Genomic DNA, 17,760 nt, shown 5'->3' with positions numbered 1-17,760 from the left:
TTGTCCAATAGTGACCAAGAATGGCTAATCAAGAGGAGCTTGCCCCTGCAGTCGGGTCGATACTGGCTGCTGCCCGCGACCGTGAAGGCGGGGACGAGCGTGTTTCGGTGAACGCCCGGTCACTTCCGGAAGCGATACATTCGACGGAAGCAGCCGGTCATGTGCCGATAATCGCCGAAATCAAACCCACCTCACCGACGACCGCCGGTGAGCGCTCCGATGACCCGGCGACACTCGCCCAAGAGATGGTGGCAGGGGGCGCAACGGCGCTGTCGGTTCTGACCGAGCCGGACCATTTCGGCGGTTCGGCCAATGCACTTGAGAAGGTTCGCGCCGCGGTTGAGGTGCCCGTTCTTCGGAAAGACTTCATACTCGATGAAGCCCAACTCGATACCGTCAAGGCAGATATGGTGTTGCTCATCGCCCGGTTTATCGATGACCTCGAATATATGATTGCTGCAGCCAACGAGCGAGGGTTTCAGGTTCTCGTCGAGACGCACACAGCCAAGGAAGTAGAGCAGGCAGTTGACGCCCAAGCCGATATTATCGGCATCAACAACCGTGACCTGCGTAAACTGTCAGTTGACCTCGGGACCGTCGAGCAGGTTGCTCCACATGTCCCGGATAACGTGACACTCATCGCTGAAAGCGGCATCAGTGCCCCGGAAGACGTTCGGCGGATGCGCGATAGCGGTGCTGATGCGTTGCTTGTTGGGTCAGCCATCATGGATGGGCCGGTTGAGAACAACACACAAGAGCTGGTGACTACAGAAACACCACACGGAAAAGGAGACATATGAGTACAGAGAGGCCGTTCGGGAAATACGGAGGACAGTACGTGCCGGAAGCGTTGATGCCGGCGCTCGAAGAACTCAATGAGGCATACGAGCGGTACGTCCTCAACAATGAGGACGGATTTGTCGACGAATTCCGGGAACGACTGCGAGATTTTGGGGGGCGACCCACGCCCCTCCAGTACGCAGAGCAACTCTCAGCTCGCTACGACCGTGACATCTATCTCAAACGTGAAGACTTGCTCCATGGCGGAGCGCACAAACTAAACAATGCGCTCGGACAGGTGTTGCTGGCTAAGTACATGGGCAAAGAGCGCATCATCGCCGAAACTGGAGCAGGCCAACACGGCACCGCAACAGCGATGGCCGCGGCTCATCTGGACATGCCCTGTGAAATCTACATGGGGGAAACCGATATCAGCCGCCAGCGACCAAATGTCTTCAGGATGCGTCTCAACGGCGCGGAAGTGAACCCAGTTACGACCGGTCGCGGGACGCTTAAAGAGGCAATCAGCGAGACGATGCGAGACTGGGCAGCGACCGTCGAGCGCACCCATTATGTTATCGGTAGCATCGTCGGCCCGGCCCCGTTCCCGTCGATGGTCCGAGATTTCCAAGCAGTCATCTCCGAGGAAGCCCGCGAGCAACTTCGAGACCAGACCGGCTCGCTTCCGGATTCGGTAGTTGCCTGTGCCGGCGGCGGCTCAAACACGATGGGGACCTTCCATCACTTCGTCAAGGACGACGACGTTGGTCTCTATGCTGTAGAGGCCGGTGGTGACTCCCTCTCCGTTGACGAGGAAGCTGGCGTGGCACCTAACTCCGCCTCACTATCGACAGGCGAAGAAGGTGTACTCCATGGCGCACGTACCCGTCTCTTGCAGGACAGTGACGGCCAGATTCTCGAATCTCACTCGGTGTCGGCTGGACTTGATTATGCCGGTGTGGGTCCCGAACTTGCCCACCTCGTCGATACCAACCGAGTAAGTCCCGTCAACGTTGATGACGAGCTGGCGCTCAATGCTTTCCATCGACTCTCACAGACAGAGGGCATTATTCCGGCACTTGAAACGGCGCATGCCTTTGGCTTCCTCGAAGCGGTCGAGGCGGGCAAACGCGACGCTGCACTCGGGGAGACCGTCGTCGTTAACGTCTCTGGCCGGGGCGACAAAGATCTCGAAACCGTTGTCGAAGAGACAACCGCTCGTGATATCGATGCCGGACCGGATATGGACTTGTTCCGGCAGGTCGGTCGTTCTGCGGGTGATGGAAAGTGAGTCTCGAAGCCGTCTTCAGCGAAGAATCGGCGTTTATCCCCTATCTCGTTGCCGGCGACCCGACATATGAGGAGTCTATGGAGTATGTTGAAGCACTCGCCCGTGGTGGGGCAGACATTATCGAACTCGGCTTGCCGTTTTCGGAGCCAATTGCCGAGGGACCCACGATTCAGCAGGCTATCGTTCGGGCACTCGATGGCGGGATGACTCCCGACCGGTATTTCGAATTTGTCGAGGAGCTAGCTGTCGACCCGACGCTTGTCTGTATGACCTACTACAATCTCGTCTACCAGTACGGTGAGTCGGACGGTCCCGAGTCGTTCGTCGAGCGGGCAGCCACAGTTGGTATCGAAGGACTTGTCATTCCTGACCTGCCGGCTGAAGAAGCTGACCAGCTTCGGGCTGCATGCGACGAACACGGGCTAGACCTGGTTTTCATCGTCGCTCCGACAACGACACAAGAGCGCCTCGAACGAATTCGCGAGCAGGTTTCGGGCTATATCTATGTTCAGGCTCGACTGGGAACAACCGGAGCGCGGGCTGATCTATCGGACCGCACTGCAGAGACGCTCGCGCGCATTGAAGACTGGCAGGTACCGAAGGCAGTCGGTTTCGGGATTGCAACCGGTGACCACGCACAAGCGGTCATCACTGCAGGGGCTGACGGCATCATCGTTGGCTCGGCGCTTGTCGATATCGTAGCCGATGGTGACAACAAGGGTATAAATACGACCGAAACAGCCTCTCGAATAGAGAACAAAGCACAGGAACTCAAAGACGGTGCACTCGCTGGAACCAGCCAGCAGCCAGCACCGGAAAAGCAGTAATCAACTCATACGACATATGCACACAGGAGGTCAGCGAACACGATGAACACAGGCGTACAGGCACGACTAACACGAATCAGTACAGACGAACGATACCTCATTGTCCCGATGGACCATGGTCTCACGCTCGGGGCAGTCGGCGGGCTTGCAGATATCGAGTCAACAATTGCTGCCGTCACCGAAGGTGGTGCCGATGCGGTTCTCACCCAAAAGGGCATCGCACCGCGCGTTCACGGAAATAAGAACGGGAAGGGATATATCGCACACCTCAACGGGTCGACAACAATCGGTCCCGACGAACGAGATAAGCGTCTCACTGGCACCGCCAAAGACGCAGTCCGTGCTGGGGCTGACGCTGTCTCGATGCATCTCAATGTCGGCAGTGAGTACGAACCCAAGCAGATTACCGACCTCAACGAGCTAACGACAGAGGCTGCGGAGTATGGCATGCCAGTGCTTGCGATGAGTTACGCCCGTGGGCCGGATGTTCGGGACCCAGAGGATGACCCCGATGGATACGCCGAAGACGTAGCCCATGCGGTCAGGCTCGCCGAGGAACTCGGTGCTGATGTGGTCAAAACCGGCTACACCGGGAGTCCTGAAACGTTTGAACGCGTTGTTGAGGCGACCCGATTGCCTGTCGTCATCGCCGGCGGAAGCAAAGGAACCGACGAAGAGACCCTAGAGATGGTTGCCGGCGCGATGGATGCTGGAGCTGCAGGAGTCTCAATGGGACGGTCTATATTCCAGCACCGCGCACCCGGTGCCATCACTGAGGCAATATCTGGAGTCGTTCACGAACGGAAATCACCACACGAAGCGGCCGACAAAACCGGTTTGACTGTCGAACCCTAGTCCTGCGTACGCAGCTCGGTTGGTTCTTTAATCGAGTTGTCTGTCTGCTTGTTCTGTCGACTCTCAGTAGAAGAATCATCGGTGAGTGCATTCTTTCCTGCATAGACCAGGCCAAAGATACCAAATGCGAGGACGGCATCGGTGTATCCGACAGTTATCTGGCCTACGAAAAAGTTGGTCAGCCCGAGCGACTGCTCGGAAACGACAGACTGGATAATCAGCGCAGCCCAGCAGATGACAAAGAGGTTCCGTAGCTTGGCAAACAGCAATCGTCGGCCGTCAGAGACTGTTTTGGCACTCCTCTCTGTTGGCCCAAAGAGAAGATAGCACCCAGTCAGGTATCCGACGAAAACGAGTCCGTTCATCAGCGATTCAGCAGCCCCTGACACAAGCCACGATGCCAGTGCTGCCCATGGGGTGAAGACAAACACAGCAAACAGAACGGCAAACAGCCGTCTAGAGGGAGAGACAAGCCGGTTAAAGACAAGCCCGAGGGCAGAAAGAACAACAGTGTACCCCACGAACCGCATAACGGACTGTTGGCGCCCGGCAGCTGTTACCTCGACAGTTGCGACATCCTGTGCCATGAGTATGTACGTAATCGCCATTGCTGCCGGCGGTATCGTCGAAATAAGGAGAAAGCGGCGGGGGCCGGATGGCTGACGGAGCGCAAGCAGCGCGAATAAGACCGCGCCAAGCAGGAACATTCCTGCGGTAAACAGGTACAGACGCGATTGTCCGATGAGAAGCTGTTCAGTCATCTGTACTTACCTCCATCTCAGGGTTCGTTTCCTGTGAGACGTGGAATGTGCCCATTATTTCGGCCAGTTCCTGTGCCTCACCGTCGAGTTCTCTCGCTAACTGTGCAACAGTTTCTGTCGACGCGGTTACTTCCTGAGCCGTTGCGGAGACATCCTCCGTGTGGTTGGATGTCTGCTCGGAAATCTCGGAGACATTGTCGACGATCGACGAGAGTTCCTGTGCCGTCCCTGCCTGCTCGTCGGCAGCCTCGGTTATCTGTTGGATGCTCGTGTCAACAGCATCAATATCGTTGGAGATTTGATTCAATCGTTGCTGTAGCTCCGAAACATCCGAAGCCGCAGTACGTATCGTTTCATCAACCTCTTCGACGCCAGCTGCCGTTTCTTTGGCCCGCTTACGGACGTGCTGGAGCGTCGTCTCAATATCTTCGACGCCGGTCATCGCCTCTTCGGCGAGTTCCTTGACTTCGTTCGCGACGACCTCAAACCCTTCTCCACCGGCCCCCACATCGGCGCGTGCGGCTTCGATGTTCGCGTTTAACGCGAGTATGTTGATTTGGTCCGCGATATCGTCAATAGTGGCAATAACCGACTCGATTTGCTCAGCCTCCGCGACGAGGGTATCGACTGTCTCGACTACCTCTGCAGTTCGCTCAACGGATTGTTCAATCTGGTCGGCAGTCGTCGCTGAAATCTCCTGTCCCTCAGCAGTTATGCGGCTGACAGCAGCCGATTGAGACGCAATTTCGGCAGTCGTTGACGCTACTTCTTCGGTTGAGGCTGAGAGCTGGCTAATCTGGCTGGCCGCATCGTTGAGTTCTGTTGTCTGCTCGTCTGCACCGTGTGCGATTTCTTGAATCGCCTCCGCTACATCGTTGCTACCACGGCGGATTTCCTGACTCGACGTATCAAGTGTCGTAGACGTCTCGTCGATACGTTCAGCGGAGGTTTTGGCTCTGGCTACTGCTATACTGAGTCTGTCAACCATTTCGTTGAACGAGTCTGAAATCTCTTGCATCGCCTTGTCCTCGGTTGACACAGTTGTTCGCTGCTCAAGATCACCGTTGGCAGAAGCCGCCATCGCCGACGAGAGTTGGTCAGCGACTTTAAGCAGTTCGTCGTTTTGTTCCTGTACTTGTTCGGTAAGTCGCTCAGCGTTCTCTTTGGCGTTCTCCGAGCGCTCGCGCTCTTCTTGTATCCGCTTGCGCGTCTCATCAAGGTCTGTCACCATCGTATCCAGCGAGTTGCGCATTACCCGAAGCGAATCGTACAGGTCTGCAATTTCGTCAGTTCGCCTCGTCGATATTTCGATATCAAACTCCCCAGCCCCGATGCGCTCGGCCCGGTTGCTGAGTCGACGTAACGAAAGCGCCACATTCCCGCCCAAAATGATGCCAGCAAGACCGAGGTTCAACAACATGAGGACAACAAGTCCAGTTATTGCTGCGATACCTCGTTGTGCCGCTTCTTCTGGGGGGCTGCGACTAACGTGTAATCCGAATAATACTGCAAAAAACAGTGTCAGGAGAAATATACCAGCTAAAATACCACTTATTTTATAGCTGTATCGCCTTCGGATTCGGTTAATTGCGTTTACCATATGACACGTTTTACGATAACATCTCACACAACCGAGGACTATTACTAAAATGTTATGTGCAAAATATCGGGTATGATACGCAGAAAAATTCCAAATCATAAATCCGTAAGGCGGGCTATCGAGTCGATTGCAGAATCCTTTTTACGACGCTGGACGGTGAACTGTCCAATGACGGCTTGGAGGCATTACTCATGACAATAGATGACCGAATCGAGGAGCTACGCGAGCTTCGCGAGGAGGCTGCAAAAGGCGGTGGGCAAGAACGCATCGAGAAACAACACGACCGCGGGAAAATGACTGCTCGTGAGCGAATCGAGTATTTCCTCGATGATGGAACGTTTACTGAGTTCGACCAGTTCCGAACGCACCGGTCACATGCCGCTGATATGGAGGACAAAGAGTTCCTCGGTGACGGTGTCGTGACGGGTTACGGTGACGTCGACGGTCGAACTGTCTTCGTCTTCGCGCATGACTTCACAATTTTCGGTGGGTCACTGGGCGAGGTGTTCGCAGAGAAAGTGACAAAAGTGATGGACAAGGCGATGGAGACAGGGGCACCAATCATCGGTCTAAACGACTCCGCTGGGGCACGCATTCAGGAAGGTATCGATTCGCTTGCGGGCTATGCAGAGATTTTCCACCGTAACCAGCAAGCAAGTGGTGTTGTTCCACAGATTTCCGCAATCATGGGGCCGTGTGCAGGCGGGGCGGTCTACTCACCGGCTATCACTGATTTCATCATGATGGTTGAAGACACCAGTCACATGTTCATCACCGGCCCGGATGTCATCGAGACAGTCACCGGCGAACAGGTCGGCTTCGACGAGCTTGGGGGGGCAAACACCCATGCCTCTGAGTCTGGCGTTGCTGACATCACCACAGGCGACGAGGAAGCAGCACTCGACGACCTTCGGCACCTCCTCTCGTATCTGCCCCAGAACAATGTCGAGGACCCACCCCGAGTCGACCCATGGGACGACCCTGAACGTAAAGACGAGGAACTCACATCAATCGTTCCTAACGCGCCACAGAAACCTTACGATATTATCGATGTTGTCGACAGCGTTACTGATGAAGGCTCGTTTTTCGAGGTGGGCGAAGCATTTGCACGTAACCTTGTCACCGGGTTTGCCCGTTTAGACGGTCATGCCATCGGTGTCGTTGCCAATCAGCCTCGGGTCAACGCGGGAACACTGGATATCGACTCCTCGAAGAAAGGCGCACGATTCGTCCGATTCTGTGACTCCTTTAATATTCCAATCCTCACGTTCGTCGACGTACCCGGATTCATGCCGGGCACGGATCAAGAGCACAATGGTATCATTATGGAGGGGGCAAAGCTACTCTACGCGTTCTCCGAGGCAACAGTTCCGCTAATGACAGTCATCACTCGGAAGGCATACGGTGGGGCGTACGATGTGATGGCTTCGAAACATATCGGTGCGGATGTTAACTACGCGTGGCCAACCGCTGAAATTGCCGTCATGGGACCGAAAGGTGCGGTCAACGTGCTTTACGACGACGAGCTAGAAGCCGCCGAGGACCCTGAAAAGCGCAGACAAGAGCTTATCGACGAGTACCGCGACCAGTTCGCCAACCCGTATATTGCGGCTGACCGCGGGTTCGTCGACGACGTATTGGAACCTCCAGAAACCCGGCCACAGCTAATCAGCGACCTCGAAATGCTGCGTTCGAAACGGAAATCACAGCCCGAACGGAAGCATGGCAACATCCCACTCTAACATGGACGAGACGATAACGCTCTCGACCGACTCGGGCGCACTGACTGTGCCCGAAAACGCCTCCCCGGAGCAGGTTGCCGCTATCGTCGCGGCAGTCGGGGCACATATCCGGGACCAGCGAGCAGCGGCTGCCTTGGCGGCAGACTCCGGAAGCGACGAAGAGACATGGGACGGAAATCGGTTCTCATTTGCGGGCCGACTGGAAGGGTTGAACGGCAGTGGGAATAGAGTCCCACGGACCGCACCAACTGACGGGTGGACAGCAGCAGGCAGACGGGATCGGTTCAATAGGTAAACACAAGGTGATACACATGAAGGACAATGGATTCGAGAAAATACTGATTGCGAACCGTGGCGAAATCGCTGTGCGGGTCATGCGGGCCTGCCGTGACCTCGGCATCGAGACCGTTGGGGTCTACAGCGACGTTGACAAACATGGCGGCCATGTTCGGTACGCCGACGAAGCCTACAACGTCGGCCCCGCTCGGGCCGCCGACTCATATCTGGACCACGAGGAAATTATCGACACCGCAAAGCGATCCGGTGCAGATGCAATTCACCCCGGCTATGGGTTCCTCGCTGAAAACGCTGAGTTCGCGGACAAAGTCGAGAAAACAGACGAAATTACATGGATTGGCCCATCGAGCGATGCGATGGAGCGCCTCGGCGAAAAGACGAACGCCCGAACGATTATGCAGGATGCAGACGTGCCAATTGTTCCGGGAACGACGAACCCTGTCGACTCGGCGGACGAAGTCATCGAGTTTGGTGATGAGTATGGGTACCCAGTTGCTATCAAGGCCGAAGGTGGTGGCGGTGGCCGCGGCATGAAAGTCGTGCGAAGTGCCGATGAGGCCGCCGACAAGCTTGAAAGCGCAAAACGCGAGGGTGAGGCGTATTTCGACAACGCCTCAGTCTATCTGGAGCGGTTCCTCGAAACGCCTCGCCACATCGAAGTACAGATTCTTGGCGACGAGCAGGGTGATGTGCGTCATCTCGGTGAGCGTGACTGCTCGCTTCAGCGACGCCACCAGAAAGTTATCGAGGAAGGACCCTCTCCAGCAATCTCAGAGGAGTTGCGCGAGAAAATTGGGGAAGCAGCCCGCCGTGGCGTCAAGGAAGCAGACTATACAAACGCTGGAACCGTCGAGTTTCTCGTCGAGGAAGACCCTGGGCGAGACCCTGATGAGTTGCTCGGCCCGGAGACAGACTTCTATTTCCTCGAAGTGAATACCCGTATTCAGGTCGAGCATACGGTCACAGAGGAGATTACGGACATCGACATTGTCAAGTGGCAAATTCGTATTGCCGAGGGTACACCACTCTCTTTCGAGCAAGACGACGTCGAGATTGCGGGGCATGCCTTTGAGTTCCGCATCAACGCAGAGAATGCAGCAGACGAGTTTGCGCCGGCAACCGGTGGTTCATTGAATACGTACGACCCGCCAGGTGGTATTGGCGTTCGTCTTGACGACGCGTTGCGGCAGGGTGATGAGTTGGTTACCGACTACGACTCGATGATTGCCAAACTGGTCGTCGCCGGCTCGGACCGGACAGAGGCGATTACCCGGAGCAAACGCGCGCTGGGCGAGTTCGACATCGAGGGAATTGTCACAATAATTCCGTTCCACCGGCTGATGCTTGATGACGAGCAGTTTGTCGCCGGGAAACACACAACGAAATATCTCGACGAGCACATCGACCGCTCGCGCATCACTGACGCACAAGAACAGTGGGGAACCGAGACCGCCGGCAGCGACAGCGAAGACGTAACAACCCGTGAGTTTACCGTTGAGGTGGACGGACAGCGCTTTGGTGTCGAACTCGAAGAGCACGGCGCGCCCGCAGTTCAGGTCCAAGAAGCTGAGGCGTCGTCAGAACGTCCTGGCCGCGCTGGCCCGGGTGATGACGACAATGAAACCGAGGTTGCTGGTGAGGGCGAGACAGTCACTGCGGAGATGCAGGGAACCATTCTTGAAGTCAACGTTGACGAAGGCGACGATGTGTCACAGGGTGACGTGCTGTGTGTACTAGAGGCGATGAAAATGGAAAATGACGTTGTCGCAGAGTACGGCGGGAGCGTCGAAGAGGTGCATGTCTCGGGAGACGAGAGCGTCGACATGGGCGACCTCTTGTTCGTCATCGACTGAGGGTTCGTCGTTGCCGGTGCCAACGTCTCCGACAGCAAGTACGGCCTCATCGTCTAAGACCCAAACCACCATTACGGACCGCACCGACGGCATGAGTATGCAGGAGACGCGAGCGCAAATTCTCGAAGCGCTATCTGCGGAGCCAGTGACTGGCCCGGAGCTTGCCCAGCAACTGGATGTGACGCGTGCCGCCGTCTGGAAGCACATTGAAGCACTCCGAGAGGCGGGCTTTGAGATATCGAGTTCCGGCACCGGCTACGAGCTTGTGGAGGTCCCCGAATACGGTGGGGAGGCAATCGAGTTCGGCCTGGAGGCTCCTTTTGCTGTCGAATATCACGACGAAATCGGAAGCACGAACCATCGTGCTCGGGAAATCGCCACTGATGGCAACGAGAACGTTGTTGTCGTCGCAGACAAGCAAACCGGTGGACGAGGTCGACTCAACCGTGACTGGTCGTCTCCGAGCGGTGGTATCTGGCTTTCCGTACTGCTACGGCCGACAATCCCGCCGACACACGCGCCAATTGTGACAATGGCCGCTGCGGTTGCGACCGCACGAGCTGTCGAAACCACCGGTGTCGAGCCGACAATCAAGTGGCCAAATGATATACTGGTCGATGGAAAGAAACTCACAGGGATTCTCACCGAAATGGAAGGGGAAGCTGACAGAATTTCCTGGCTCGTTGTCGGTATCGGACTCAACGCGAATGTCGACAAAAGCCAGCTACCGGAGGATGCAGACGCAACCAGCCTGCAGGTTGAGTGTGGAGCAGTTGACCGCAGACATGTCGTCAAAACAGTACTCGAAACATTGAGTGACCTGCTTGCAGAGACTGACAACATTCTGCCAGCATGGCGGTCTCTATCAGGAACACTCGGCCGGCACGTCAGAGTCGAGACGCCGAACGGAACAGTTACCGGCAAAGCAGTTGACGTAGCGTTCCCCGGCGCACTCATTGTCGAGACCGACAACGGCACCGAACGTGTGACTGTCGGCGACTGTGAACATCTCCGCCCCCAGTAGTGACGAGTCCATTACCCGGTGACTGTGGTGGGCCTACTGTTTAGCACGGGTGGCATCTTCTATTGGGATAGTCATCACGGGAATCGAAACGGTTCGAACGACTCGCTCGGCGACACTCCCAAGCAACAATCGCTCGGCACCGGAGCGCCCGTGTGTTCCCATGATAATGATATCACAGCTGTTGTTCTCTGCGTAGTCGACGATTTCAATGGGTGGATCGCCGTCGAGAACTGTTGTCTCGACAGGAATTGTGTCAGCTCGCGTCGCCACCGCATCGAGTGATGCCTGTCCCTCAGCTTCGAGAGCCTTTCCAAGGCCTTCCCACGTCGATTCTGTTGGTAAACCGCTTAACGAGGCGGTATCTTTCACGTAGACGGCCTGTATCGTCGCATCGTGTATCTCAGCGATTTCGATTGCCTGGCTGATAACCGAATCCATCTCTTCTGAGCCGTCGGTTGGGAGGAGTATGCTGTTGTACATATGATAACATACAACGAGCAGGTATTTAATTCCAGTTGCAGATTGTTAGGAACTGGAGTTCCACGGATAGATAACCTCGGAAACATCGTCCACGCTGGCTCGTCGGACAACTGCTCGGACGGGGTCGGTCACGCCCGCGAGGTTCGGAGACTCCCCGTCAAGGATGAGCAAGGCCGCATCTCGCCCCTCTTCGATGCAGCCACAGTTAAAGCCTGCAATATCTGCCCCGTAATGCGTCGCCATTGAGAGGACCTCACGGCTGGAGACATCGGTAACTCTCTCTGTAAACGCCATCTCTCGGAACATCGAGGGGCTATTGAGCATGACGTTATCTGTCCCAAGGGCAACTGTCGTCCGGTCAAGCAGAGAGCTAACTGGGGGAAGCCCGACGCCTGTTGATGCATTCGAGCGCGGACAGACAACAACCGGAGTCTCGCTGTCTTCGATGCGTTCCAAATGGAGAGGGTCTGGGTGGACCATGTGGACGAGAAAATTTGGCTCCAGATCGAGTGCTGGATTGATATCGCTACTATCGACCTCTCCGGCGTGAATACCGAACAGTTTGTCCGCGTCACCAGTCGCTGTTCGCTCACTCGTAAACTCACCGTCACTCGCAGCGCTTGCACCGAATCCGTCGCTTGCCTCTATCGCTTCGACAGTTCCCCGGCCCAAAATACGCCCTTTCAGGGGAACTCTATCGAGGACATCGTTGATGAGCTCTACCCCCGGAACGCCACCCTCGCGGAACTCGATAAATGCGGCTGTTCCGGTTCGCTCCATCAACGCCAGTGAGTTCGACATCGCAGTGCGTTTTCTCTCGTTTGTTGCTTGACTGAGCAGTTGATGTTTGAGCCCGTTCGGAGGGGCGACGAGTTCTTCGAGTGAGAGTCCCTCTCCGGCACCTTTGGCGATAGAATCTCCAAGATGGGTGTGCGCGTTTACGAAGGCTGGGAGAATGATATTAGAGCTCCGGGCCTCCCCTTCTTCGATGTCCTGAATGTGGCCATCCTCAACGACAACCCGACCCTGTACTGGGTCGAACAGACGGCCAGCGAGGATGGTCCCTTCGAGTAACATGGGTAGGTTTGACGGAGGGATACTACTTGTATCTCAGGATTGAGATATCACGAAACGGTGTGTTTGAGTTCATGAGACGACTGCACCAATGATTCTTAATGTAGTGGCGGTCTACTGAATGTTAATGGCACTCTCAGCACTGATTGGGGTAGATGTCCTCCTGTTCTTAGGGATCGGGTTGCTTGGCGGTGCCCACTGCATCGGGATGTGTGGGCCACTCGTGACCATTTATGCACAGAACATGGGGGCAACCCGCACAGATGGTGGCACTCAAACCGCAACTGCAGGCGGGCGAGGAGCGCACCTGACACTGTTCGAGGTGCGTCAACATGCTCTATTTAACATCGGCCGGACAATCAGTTATACACTCATTGGCGCGCTGATGGGGGCTATTGGCGGCTTGCTTTATCTGAGCATGGATGAGGTGACGACAGTTGCAAACAACGTTCGCGGTGTTGTCGGTGTCGGCATCGGTGCACTTGTCGTCGTGATGGGCGGGTACTACCTCGCTGGCCGGACGACTATGGGCTTTCACCTCCCCGGGACAAGTCGAGTGTCAGCATGGATGACAAACTGGGTTGAACGACTCGCTGGCGGGCCCGGTATCATGGGCCTCGGTGCGCTGCACGGACTGTTGCCTTGTCCAATTCTCTATCCAGCATACCTCTATGCCTTTGCGAGTGGCTCAGCACTGGCAGGCGGTGTTGCACTCGCCTCACTTGGCGTTGGGACAATTCCGGCTGTCTTTATCTATGGAACCCTCATCGACAGTGTTGACGCCGCTCATCGTCGTCGCCTTCACCGGGTTCTTGGTCTCGCCTTCATCGTTCTCGGGTATATTCTGTTTGCTCATGGCTTGATGAGCCTTGGGTACCATATCCCCCACCCTGGCCTGCCGTTTTGGAGCCCACTTGACTCCCCGATGGGTCACTAGCTTCGACACCTCGCGCTCTATTCGTTCTCATTCGACGACTGTACCACAACGTGAAAACAAGAGGAGCCCTAACAACAGAACAATGGGACTACCGGATCCGTCAACGTTATCGAGACGGGATTATCTGCGAGCATTGGTTGCTGCCGGTGGTACTGCTGCCCTCGCTGCCTGTGTCGATGCGCCTGGGGATACATCTGTTCCGGCGGGCGATCCGACAGAACGCCCACCACGTCAACATGCCTGGAATGGCGTGCTCAGAGCTGACGACGATGGGAATCCCCAGTCGCCCGAACACCACGTTCTGCTCGCACTGGAACTGAGCGCTACTATCACACAGGAGACACGAGAGCAAGTCGAGATGGCTCTCCGTTCTCTGGAATCTGCGTATGCCTATGACCCCGCTGGCTTGCTGTTTACCGTTGGCTATACGTCGTCGTACTTCGAGCGGGTTGGCAGTGACTCACCTGTGCCAGAGCCGGAAACGATGACGACGCTCGAATCACCAGAGTTCGACGACTTCGATGCGATAGTACACCTGGCGAGTGATAACCCCGAGGTTGTACTTGAAGCCGAAGAAGCGCTCTTTGGCGAGGTGTCGCCTAACGGTGCTAAGATGGATGCGACGTTCGAAGGCGTGTTTGAGCGTGGTGAGCCACGTCGGACTGGATTTATTGGGCCGGGACTACCCGCCGAACACACCGACATGCCGGAAGTGCCCGATTCGATTCCGGAGGACGCACCCTTTTTTATGGGTTTTCGGTCAGGGTTCGCCGAAAGTCAGGCTCCGGAGAGTCGGGTAACAATACAAGAGGGACCCTATTCCGGAGGAACGACAACACATATCGAATCACTCACACTGCAACTCGAAACGTGGTTCGAACAGGACAACCACTTCCAGCGTGTAGCAAAGCTGTTCAGCCCCGAGCACGCGATGGACGAACGCGTCGGCGAGATAGGCAAAAAGCTCGAACGGGAGACGGGAGTTGCCGGCGAAATCGCCGAGAGAACCGAACAGGATGCCCGCGAGCTCGGAACCGTCGGTCACGCACAGAAAGCCGCACGCGAGCGGGATGAAGACGGGGCACCACCATTGCTCCGTCGGGACTTTAATACGACCGACAATGGGACACCGGGAGTCCACTTCCTTGCACACCAGCGGCGTATCGCGGATTTTGCCCGTGTTCGTCAAGCGATGGCTGGTGAAGATATCGCCGGAGAAGGTGTCGGTAAGCGACTCAATAACGGCATTCTTCAGTATGTGTTCGTCCGTCGACGAGGGAACTTTATTATCCCGCCACGGGACAACCGGGCGCTGCCTGCTGATTAATACTCATGACATCGAATGAAGACACGACAGTACACGAGCGGAATCGCTTGCCACGAAGACAGATTCTTGCCGGTGGGTCAGCAACGCTGCTCACAGCGTTAGCCGGCTGTCTTGGCTCCGATGGCGACGGAGACAACAAGTCAGGACCTGACGAGTCAACACCGACACCGCCGCCAGTCGCAGACACTGACAGTAGCCCACAAATCCCAGAAGTCTCGGACCCACCAGAGGCAGTCTACCGGCCAGCTCACATGGCGGACATGAACCACCTCGGCGCGGTCGAAGCCGGACCGTACATGGTGAGTCCGATGCTCAGCTATCCTCACTCGTTCTGGTTAGTCACCGGCTCCAAGGCCGAACGGGTCCGTCCGCAGGGACCGGGAGTACACCTGATGTTCTCGGTCTGGGACAGACAAACAGGAACGGTATTACCAGTTGATGTCGGAGCACAGACACAGGTTCGCCGCGACGGCGAGATTGTCGACACACGGTCGCCCTGGCCGATGATTTCTCAGACGATGGGCTTCCATTTTGGCGACAACATCTCGCTTGCTGGACCGGGAACGTACACCGTCGAGGTCCAGTTGAACCCGATAACAGTCAGGCGCACCGGTGAGTTTGCAAACACATTTGAAACAACGCAGACGGCCACGTTCGAGTTTGAGTTCGACGAAGAGCTACAGGAACAGCTTGTCAATAATATCACATACTTCGACAAAAAACAGTGGGGCAAACAAGAAGCATTGGAGCCAATGGGTGGCATGAGTATGGGTGGTGACGAAAGTACACAGGGAACATACGAGGGCGGCTCGGATATGAACGACGGCGGCGATGGTTCGAAGATGGATGACGACAGCGGAATGGAGATGGGTGGTGGAATGATGCCTTACTCGTCACTCCCGGCTGCCAACTCCTATCCCGGACAGGCAGTTGGTGAACCGACAAGCGGAGACGCCTCCTTCGTGGTTCGGTATCTGACCGACACAGCACCCGTTGAGGACGGCTATCTGTTCGTCTCGGCACGGACACCGTACAACCGCGTTCCGCTTGCTGACATGGCACTCTCAGTTACAGGCGCAGTTGAGGGAGAGTTGGTCCAGACTCTCGACAGCAACCTCGGTCATCACTACGGTCTGGCTGGAAGTCTCGCGCCGGGTGATACTGTGGAGTTGACCGTCGACTCACCGCCCCAGGTGGCACGCCACGTTGGGTACGAGACTGCCTTCCTTGAGATGGAATCGATGACTGTGGAGGTATCAGAGTGACTGCTCTGTTCGATGGCGGCCCAACGGAATCGAACAGGCGAGAGTATCTTACAGGATTGACAACTGCCGGCTCCCTCGCCCTTGCTGGCTGTCTCGGAGACGACAGCAGCGACGATGAGCAAAACGAGACCGAGAGCTACGACGACGTTGACGAGGAGCGCCGCATCGACGGCGAAATACTCCGTTCCTCGTTCCCGATTCGGTTGTACGATACGAACTCCAAAGAGCGCGTTTCCGAGGTACACTGGCATACTGAGTTCAGTCACTGGCATTTTGTCCCATTCGAGATACCTCTCGAAGAGTACCGTCCTGTCAATGCTCGCGTCTACAACGCCGAAAGCGAAGTTCTCCCGCTCGGGTCTGATGAGCAGTTTCACATCCGAGCCGTGCGGACTGAAGATACCCCTGCTGACTTGCTCGAAGTGAAAGTTACGGGGAAACTCCTCAACTTCCATGGACTGTCAGCCGGGGAAGGGAAACTGCTCTTTGAGTTGTTATCGGGCGACACGGTTGTCTGGACGACCCCCGTACTCACTGTTACGGTCGGCAACACGACAAACGAATCCTGAGAGAAGACAGGCAGTAACCGACATATCCAAACGGGGCCACATGTTATTACGGGTATGATTCAGAACCTCGCAGCCCGACAGACTGGGTTCACGAGCAATACGTTTCTCGTGACCGGTGAACGGACCGTACTTGTCGATGTTGGCAACGAGTTCGACATCGTGGACGAAGCTACCGACTACGTCGACGATGTTGATGCAATCGTTCTAACGCACACACATCCTGACCACATCGGAAATCTCGACAGCGTAGTCAATGCCTTTGATATTGATGTTTGGGGATACGATACCTCTCAGCCCGGCGTAGACCACGAACTCGAAGATGGCGGAACCGTCACGCTTGGTAACGAGACATACGATATCCTCCATACACCGGGCCACAAGAATGACCACGTTTGTCTCTACGGTCACTCGGGAGATGTGCTGTTTGCAGGCGACCTCGTGTTTGCCAACGGTGGCTTCGGTCGGACTGACTTAGATGAAGGGAACAGACGACAACTCATCGAGAGCATTAATCGCGTTGCCGATACGGTCGATGAGACGCTCGAAGCGCTCCACGTGGGGCACGGACAGAGCGTCACTGCAAACCCATATCACGATATTGAACTCGCACTACAGGCAGCAAAAATGAGTGCCTAAAACGGCCCTACTCAGCAGTCAGACCGTAGTATCCTGGCTCTGACTCTTCCTGTGGTTCCGCGAAAACAAACGCGTCAGTGTGTTTCATCATCCACGGAATTGTCCAATCAAGCAGGACGTTTTCTGTTTCGACATCGAGTTCCGCATCGACCTCTAGTCCCTGTAACAGACGGGAAATCTCGTAGATGGTGTACAGTTTGTCTGCATCTAAAACTTCCTCTGGCTCACGGAACTCAAGCGGGCGAAGGTCGCCTATCTCGTCTCGTTGAATTGGCATACCACCTCGTTGGGGAAGCCATAGTGTAAACACACCGGTCCCAAACAACGATTACTGCAGTGGAGCCTGTCATAGAATCCATCTCATAGCTTCTCACAGCCCGGTTCGTTTCCTCGCTCATAGTTGGTGATTGCAATGACAACCCGGAGGCAGAGCGCAACGAAA

18 protein-coding genes are annotated in these 17,760 nt (G+C 55.8%); 13 read left to right on the top strand and 5 right to left on the bottom strand.

The window, feature by feature from the left end:
- The first annotated feature begins 20 nt into the window (after nt 1–20).
- Genes trpC through N5098_RS14650 form a run of 4 tightly spaced genes read left to right on the top strand, consistent with a single transcriptional unit; the run spans nt 21 to nt 3,753 of the window.
- Complete coding sequence (gene trpC / locus N5098_RS14665) at nt 21–800, top strand: indole-3-glycerol phosphate synthase (protein WP_267638640.1); 780 nt, start codon at nt 21–23, stop codon at nt 798–800.
- Nucleotides 797–2,071, top strand: coding sequence for a tryptophan synthase subunit beta (gene trpB / locus N5098_RS14660; protein ID WP_267638639.1), 1,275 nt, complete (start codon nt 797–799; stop codon nt 2,069–2,071). The genes trpC and trpB overlap by 4 nt, the downstream gene beginning before the upstream one ends.
- Nucleotides 2,068–2,898, top strand: coding sequence for a tryptophan synthase subunit alpha (gene trpA / locus N5098_RS14655; RefSeq protein WP_267638638.1), 831 nt, complete (start codon nt 2,068–2,070; stop codon nt 2,896–2,898). The genes trpB and trpA overlap by 4 nt, the downstream gene beginning before the upstream one ends.
- A 42-nt stretch (nt 2,899–2,940) precedes the next feature.
- Nucleotides 2,941–3,753: a 2-amino-3,7-dideoxy-D-threo-hept-6-ulosonate synthase gene (locus N5098_RS14650; protein WP_267638637.1), complete on the top strand. Its 813-nt coding sequence runs from the start codon at nt 2,941–2,943 to the stop codon at nt 3,751–3,753.
- Here N5098_RS14650 and N5098_RS14645 read toward each other — a convergent pair.
- Both N5098_RS14645 and N5098_RS14640 read right to left on the bottom strand, forming a co-directional pair.
- Entirely contained in the window at nt 3,750–4,514 is a 765-nt protein-coding gene (locus tag N5098_RS14645; protein WP_267638636.1) for a bacteriorhodopsin, read from the bottom strand. The genes N5098_RS14650 and N5098_RS14645 overlap by 4 nt on opposite strands.
- A complete protein-coding gene (locus N5098_RS14640; protein ID WP_267638635.1) occupies nt 4,507–5,934 on the bottom strand; it encodes a methyl-accepting chemotaxis protein in 1,428 nt (475 codons plus the stop codon). Before N5098_RS14640 ends, N5098_RS14645 begins: the two co-directional genes overlap by 8 nt.
- A 371-nt stretch (nt 5,935–6,305) precedes the next feature.
- On the opposite strand from N5098_RS14640, the gene N5098_RS14635 reads away from it, so the two are divergent.
- From N5098_RS14635 to N5098_RS14620, 4 genes are all read left to right on the top strand, one after another.
- Complete coding sequence (locus N5098_RS14635) at nt 6,306–7,856, top strand: acyl-CoA carboxylase subunit beta (protein WP_267638634.1); 1,551 nt, start codon at nt 6,306–6,308, stop codon at nt 7,854–7,856.
- 1 nt (nt 7,857) lies between these two features.
- Nucleotides 7,858–8,151: a DUF8022 family protein gene (locus N5098_RS14630; RefSeq protein WP_267638633.1), complete on the top strand. Its 294-nt coding sequence runs from the start codon at nt 7,858–7,860 to the stop codon at nt 8,149–8,151.
- Nucleotides 8,152–8,167: 16 nt separating this feature from the next.
- A complete protein-coding gene (locus N5098_RS14625) occupies nt 8,168–10,006 on the top strand; it encodes an acetyl-CoA carboxylase biotin carboxylase subunit (protein WP_267638632.1) in 1,839 nt (612 codons plus the stop codon).
- 97 nt (nt 10,007–10,103) lie between these two features.
- Complete coding sequence (locus N5098_RS14620; RefSeq protein ID WP_267638631.1) at nt 10,104–11,030, top strand: biotin--[acetyl-CoA-carboxylase] ligase; 927 nt, start codon at nt 10,104–10,106, stop codon at nt 11,028–11,030.
- Nucleotides 11,031–11,063: 33 nt separating this feature from the next.
- On the opposite strand, the gene N5098_RS14615 is transcribed toward N5098_RS14620, so the two are convergent.
- Both N5098_RS14615 and N5098_RS14610 read right to left on the bottom strand, forming a co-directional pair.
- Nucleotides 11,064–11,510, bottom strand: a complete 447-nt coding sequence (locus tag N5098_RS14615; protein ID WP_267638630.1) for a universal stress protein — start codon at nt 11,508–11,510, stop codon at nt 11,064–11,066.
- Nucleotides 11,511–11,555: 45 nt separating this feature from the next.
- On the bottom strand, nt 11,556–12,587 hold the full coding sequence (locus N5098_RS14610; RefSeq protein WP_267638629.1) for an amidohydrolase family protein: 1,032 nt from the start codon (nt 12,585–12,587) through the stop codon (nt 11,556–11,558).
- Between the two features lie 124 nt (nt 12,588–12,711).
- On the opposite strand from N5098_RS14610, the gene N5098_RS14605 reads away from it, so the two are divergent.
- The 5 genes from N5098_RS14605 to N5098_RS14585 all read left to right on the top strand — a co-directional run bounded on the left by N5098_RS14605 (nt 12,712) and on the right by N5098_RS14585 (nt 17,318).
- Nucleotides 12,712–13,521: a sulfite exporter TauE/SafE family protein gene (locus N5098_RS14605; RefSeq protein ID WP_267638628.1), complete on the top strand. Its 810-nt coding sequence runs from the start codon at nt 12,712–12,714 to the stop codon at nt 13,519–13,521.
- A gap of 82 nt (nt 13,522–13,603) precedes the next feature.
- A complete protein-coding gene (locus N5098_RS14600; protein ID WP_267638627.1) occupies nt 13,604–14,848 on the top strand; it encodes a DUF7405 family protein in 1,245 nt (414 codons plus the stop codon).
- A gap of 5 nt (nt 14,849–14,853) precedes the next feature.
- Complete coding sequence (locus tag N5098_RS14595) at nt 14,854–16,113, top strand: iron transporter (protein WP_267638626.1); 1,260 nt, start codon at nt 14,854–14,856, stop codon at nt 16,111–16,113.
- On the top strand, nt 16,110–16,682 hold the full coding sequence (locus N5098_RS14590) for a hypothetical protein (protein WP_267638625.1): 573 nt from the start codon (nt 16,110–16,112) through the stop codon (nt 16,680–16,682). Before N5098_RS14595 ends, N5098_RS14590 begins: the two co-directional genes overlap by 4 nt.
- Before the next feature lie 54 nt (nt 16,683–16,736).
- Nucleotides 16,737–17,318, top strand: coding sequence for an MBL fold metallo-hydrolase (locus N5098_RS14585; protein WP_267638624.1), 582 nt, complete (start codon nt 16,737–16,739; stop codon nt 17,316–17,318).
- 7 nt (nt 17,319–17,325) lie between these two features.
- Here N5098_RS14585 and N5098_RS14580 read toward each other — a convergent pair whose 3' ends face one another.
- Complete coding sequence (locus tag N5098_RS14580) at nt 17,326–17,595, bottom strand: DUF5827 family protein (protein WP_267638623.1); 270 nt, start codon at nt 17,593–17,595, stop codon at nt 17,326–17,328.
- Nucleotides 17,596–17,760: the final 165 nt, after the last annotated feature.

This window comes from Halovenus rubra, from assembly GCF_026586665.1.
In the GTDB taxonomy this organism is placed as follows: Archaea; Halobacteriota; Halobacteria; order Halobacteriales; family Haloarculaceae; genus Halovenus; species Halovenus rubra.
Note: the sequence above shows the minus strand (reverse complement) of the source record. Positions and strands in the feature narration are given on the sequence as shown.

Coding starts and splice junctions, on each gene's coding strand:
- trpC (WP_267638640.1), top strand. CDS start 21: ATGGCTAATCAAGAGGAGCTTGCCCCTGCAGTCGGGTCGATACTGGCT.
- trpB (WP_267638639.1), top strand. CDS start 797: ATGAGTACAGAGAGGCCGTTCGGGAAATACGGAGGACAGTACGTGCCG.
- N5098_RS14650 (WP_267638637.1), top strand. CDS start 2,941: ATGAACACAGGCGTACAGGCACGACTAACACGAATCAGTACAGACGAA.
- N5098_RS14645 (WP_267638636.1), bottom strand. CDS start 4,514: ATGACTGAACAGCTTCTCATCGGACAATCGCGTCTGTACCTGTTTACC.
- N5098_RS14640 (WP_267638635.1), bottom strand. CDS start 5,934: ATGTTGTTGAACCTCGGTCTTGCTGGCATCATTTTGGGCGGGAATGTG.
- N5098_RS14635 (WP_267638634.1), top strand. CDS start 6,306: ATGACAATAGATGACCGAATCGAGGAGCTACGCGAGCTTCGCGAGGAG.
- N5098_RS14630 (WP_267638633.1), top strand. CDS start 7,858: ATGGACGAGACGATAACGCTCTCGACCGACTCGGGCGCACTGACTGTG.
- N5098_RS14625 (WP_267638632.1), top strand. CDS start 8,168: ATGAAGGACAATGGATTCGAGAAAATACTGATTGCGAACCGTGGCGAA.
- N5098_RS14620 (WP_267638631.1), top strand. CDS start 10,104: ATGCAGGAGACGCGAGCGCAAATTCTCGAAGCGCTATCTGCGGAGCCA.
- N5098_RS14615 (WP_267638630.1), bottom strand. CDS start 11,510: ATGTACAACAGCATACTCCTCCCAACCGACGGCTCAGAAGAGATGGAT.
- N5098_RS14610 (WP_267638629.1), bottom strand. CDS start 12,587: ATGTTACTCGAAGGGACCATCCTCGCTGGCCGTCTGTTCGACCCAGTA.
- N5098_RS14605 (WP_267638628.1), top strand. CDS start 12,712: ATGGCACTCTCAGCACTGATTGGGGTAGATGTCCTCCTGTTCTTAGGG.
- N5098_RS14600 (WP_267638627.1), top strand. CDS start 13,604: ATGGGACTACCGGATCCGTCAACGTTATCGAGACGGGATTATCTGCGA.
- N5098_RS14595 (WP_267638626.1), top strand. CDS start 14,854: ATGACATCGAATGAAGACACGACAGTACACGAGCGGAATCGCTTGCCA.
- N5098_RS14585 (WP_267638624.1), top strand. CDS start 16,737: ATGATTCAGAACCTCGCAGCCCGACAGACTGGGTTCACGAGCAATACG.
- N5098_RS14580 (WP_267638623.1), bottom strand. CDS start 17,595: ATGCCAATTCAACGAGACGAGATAGGCGACCTTCGCCCGCTTGAGTTC.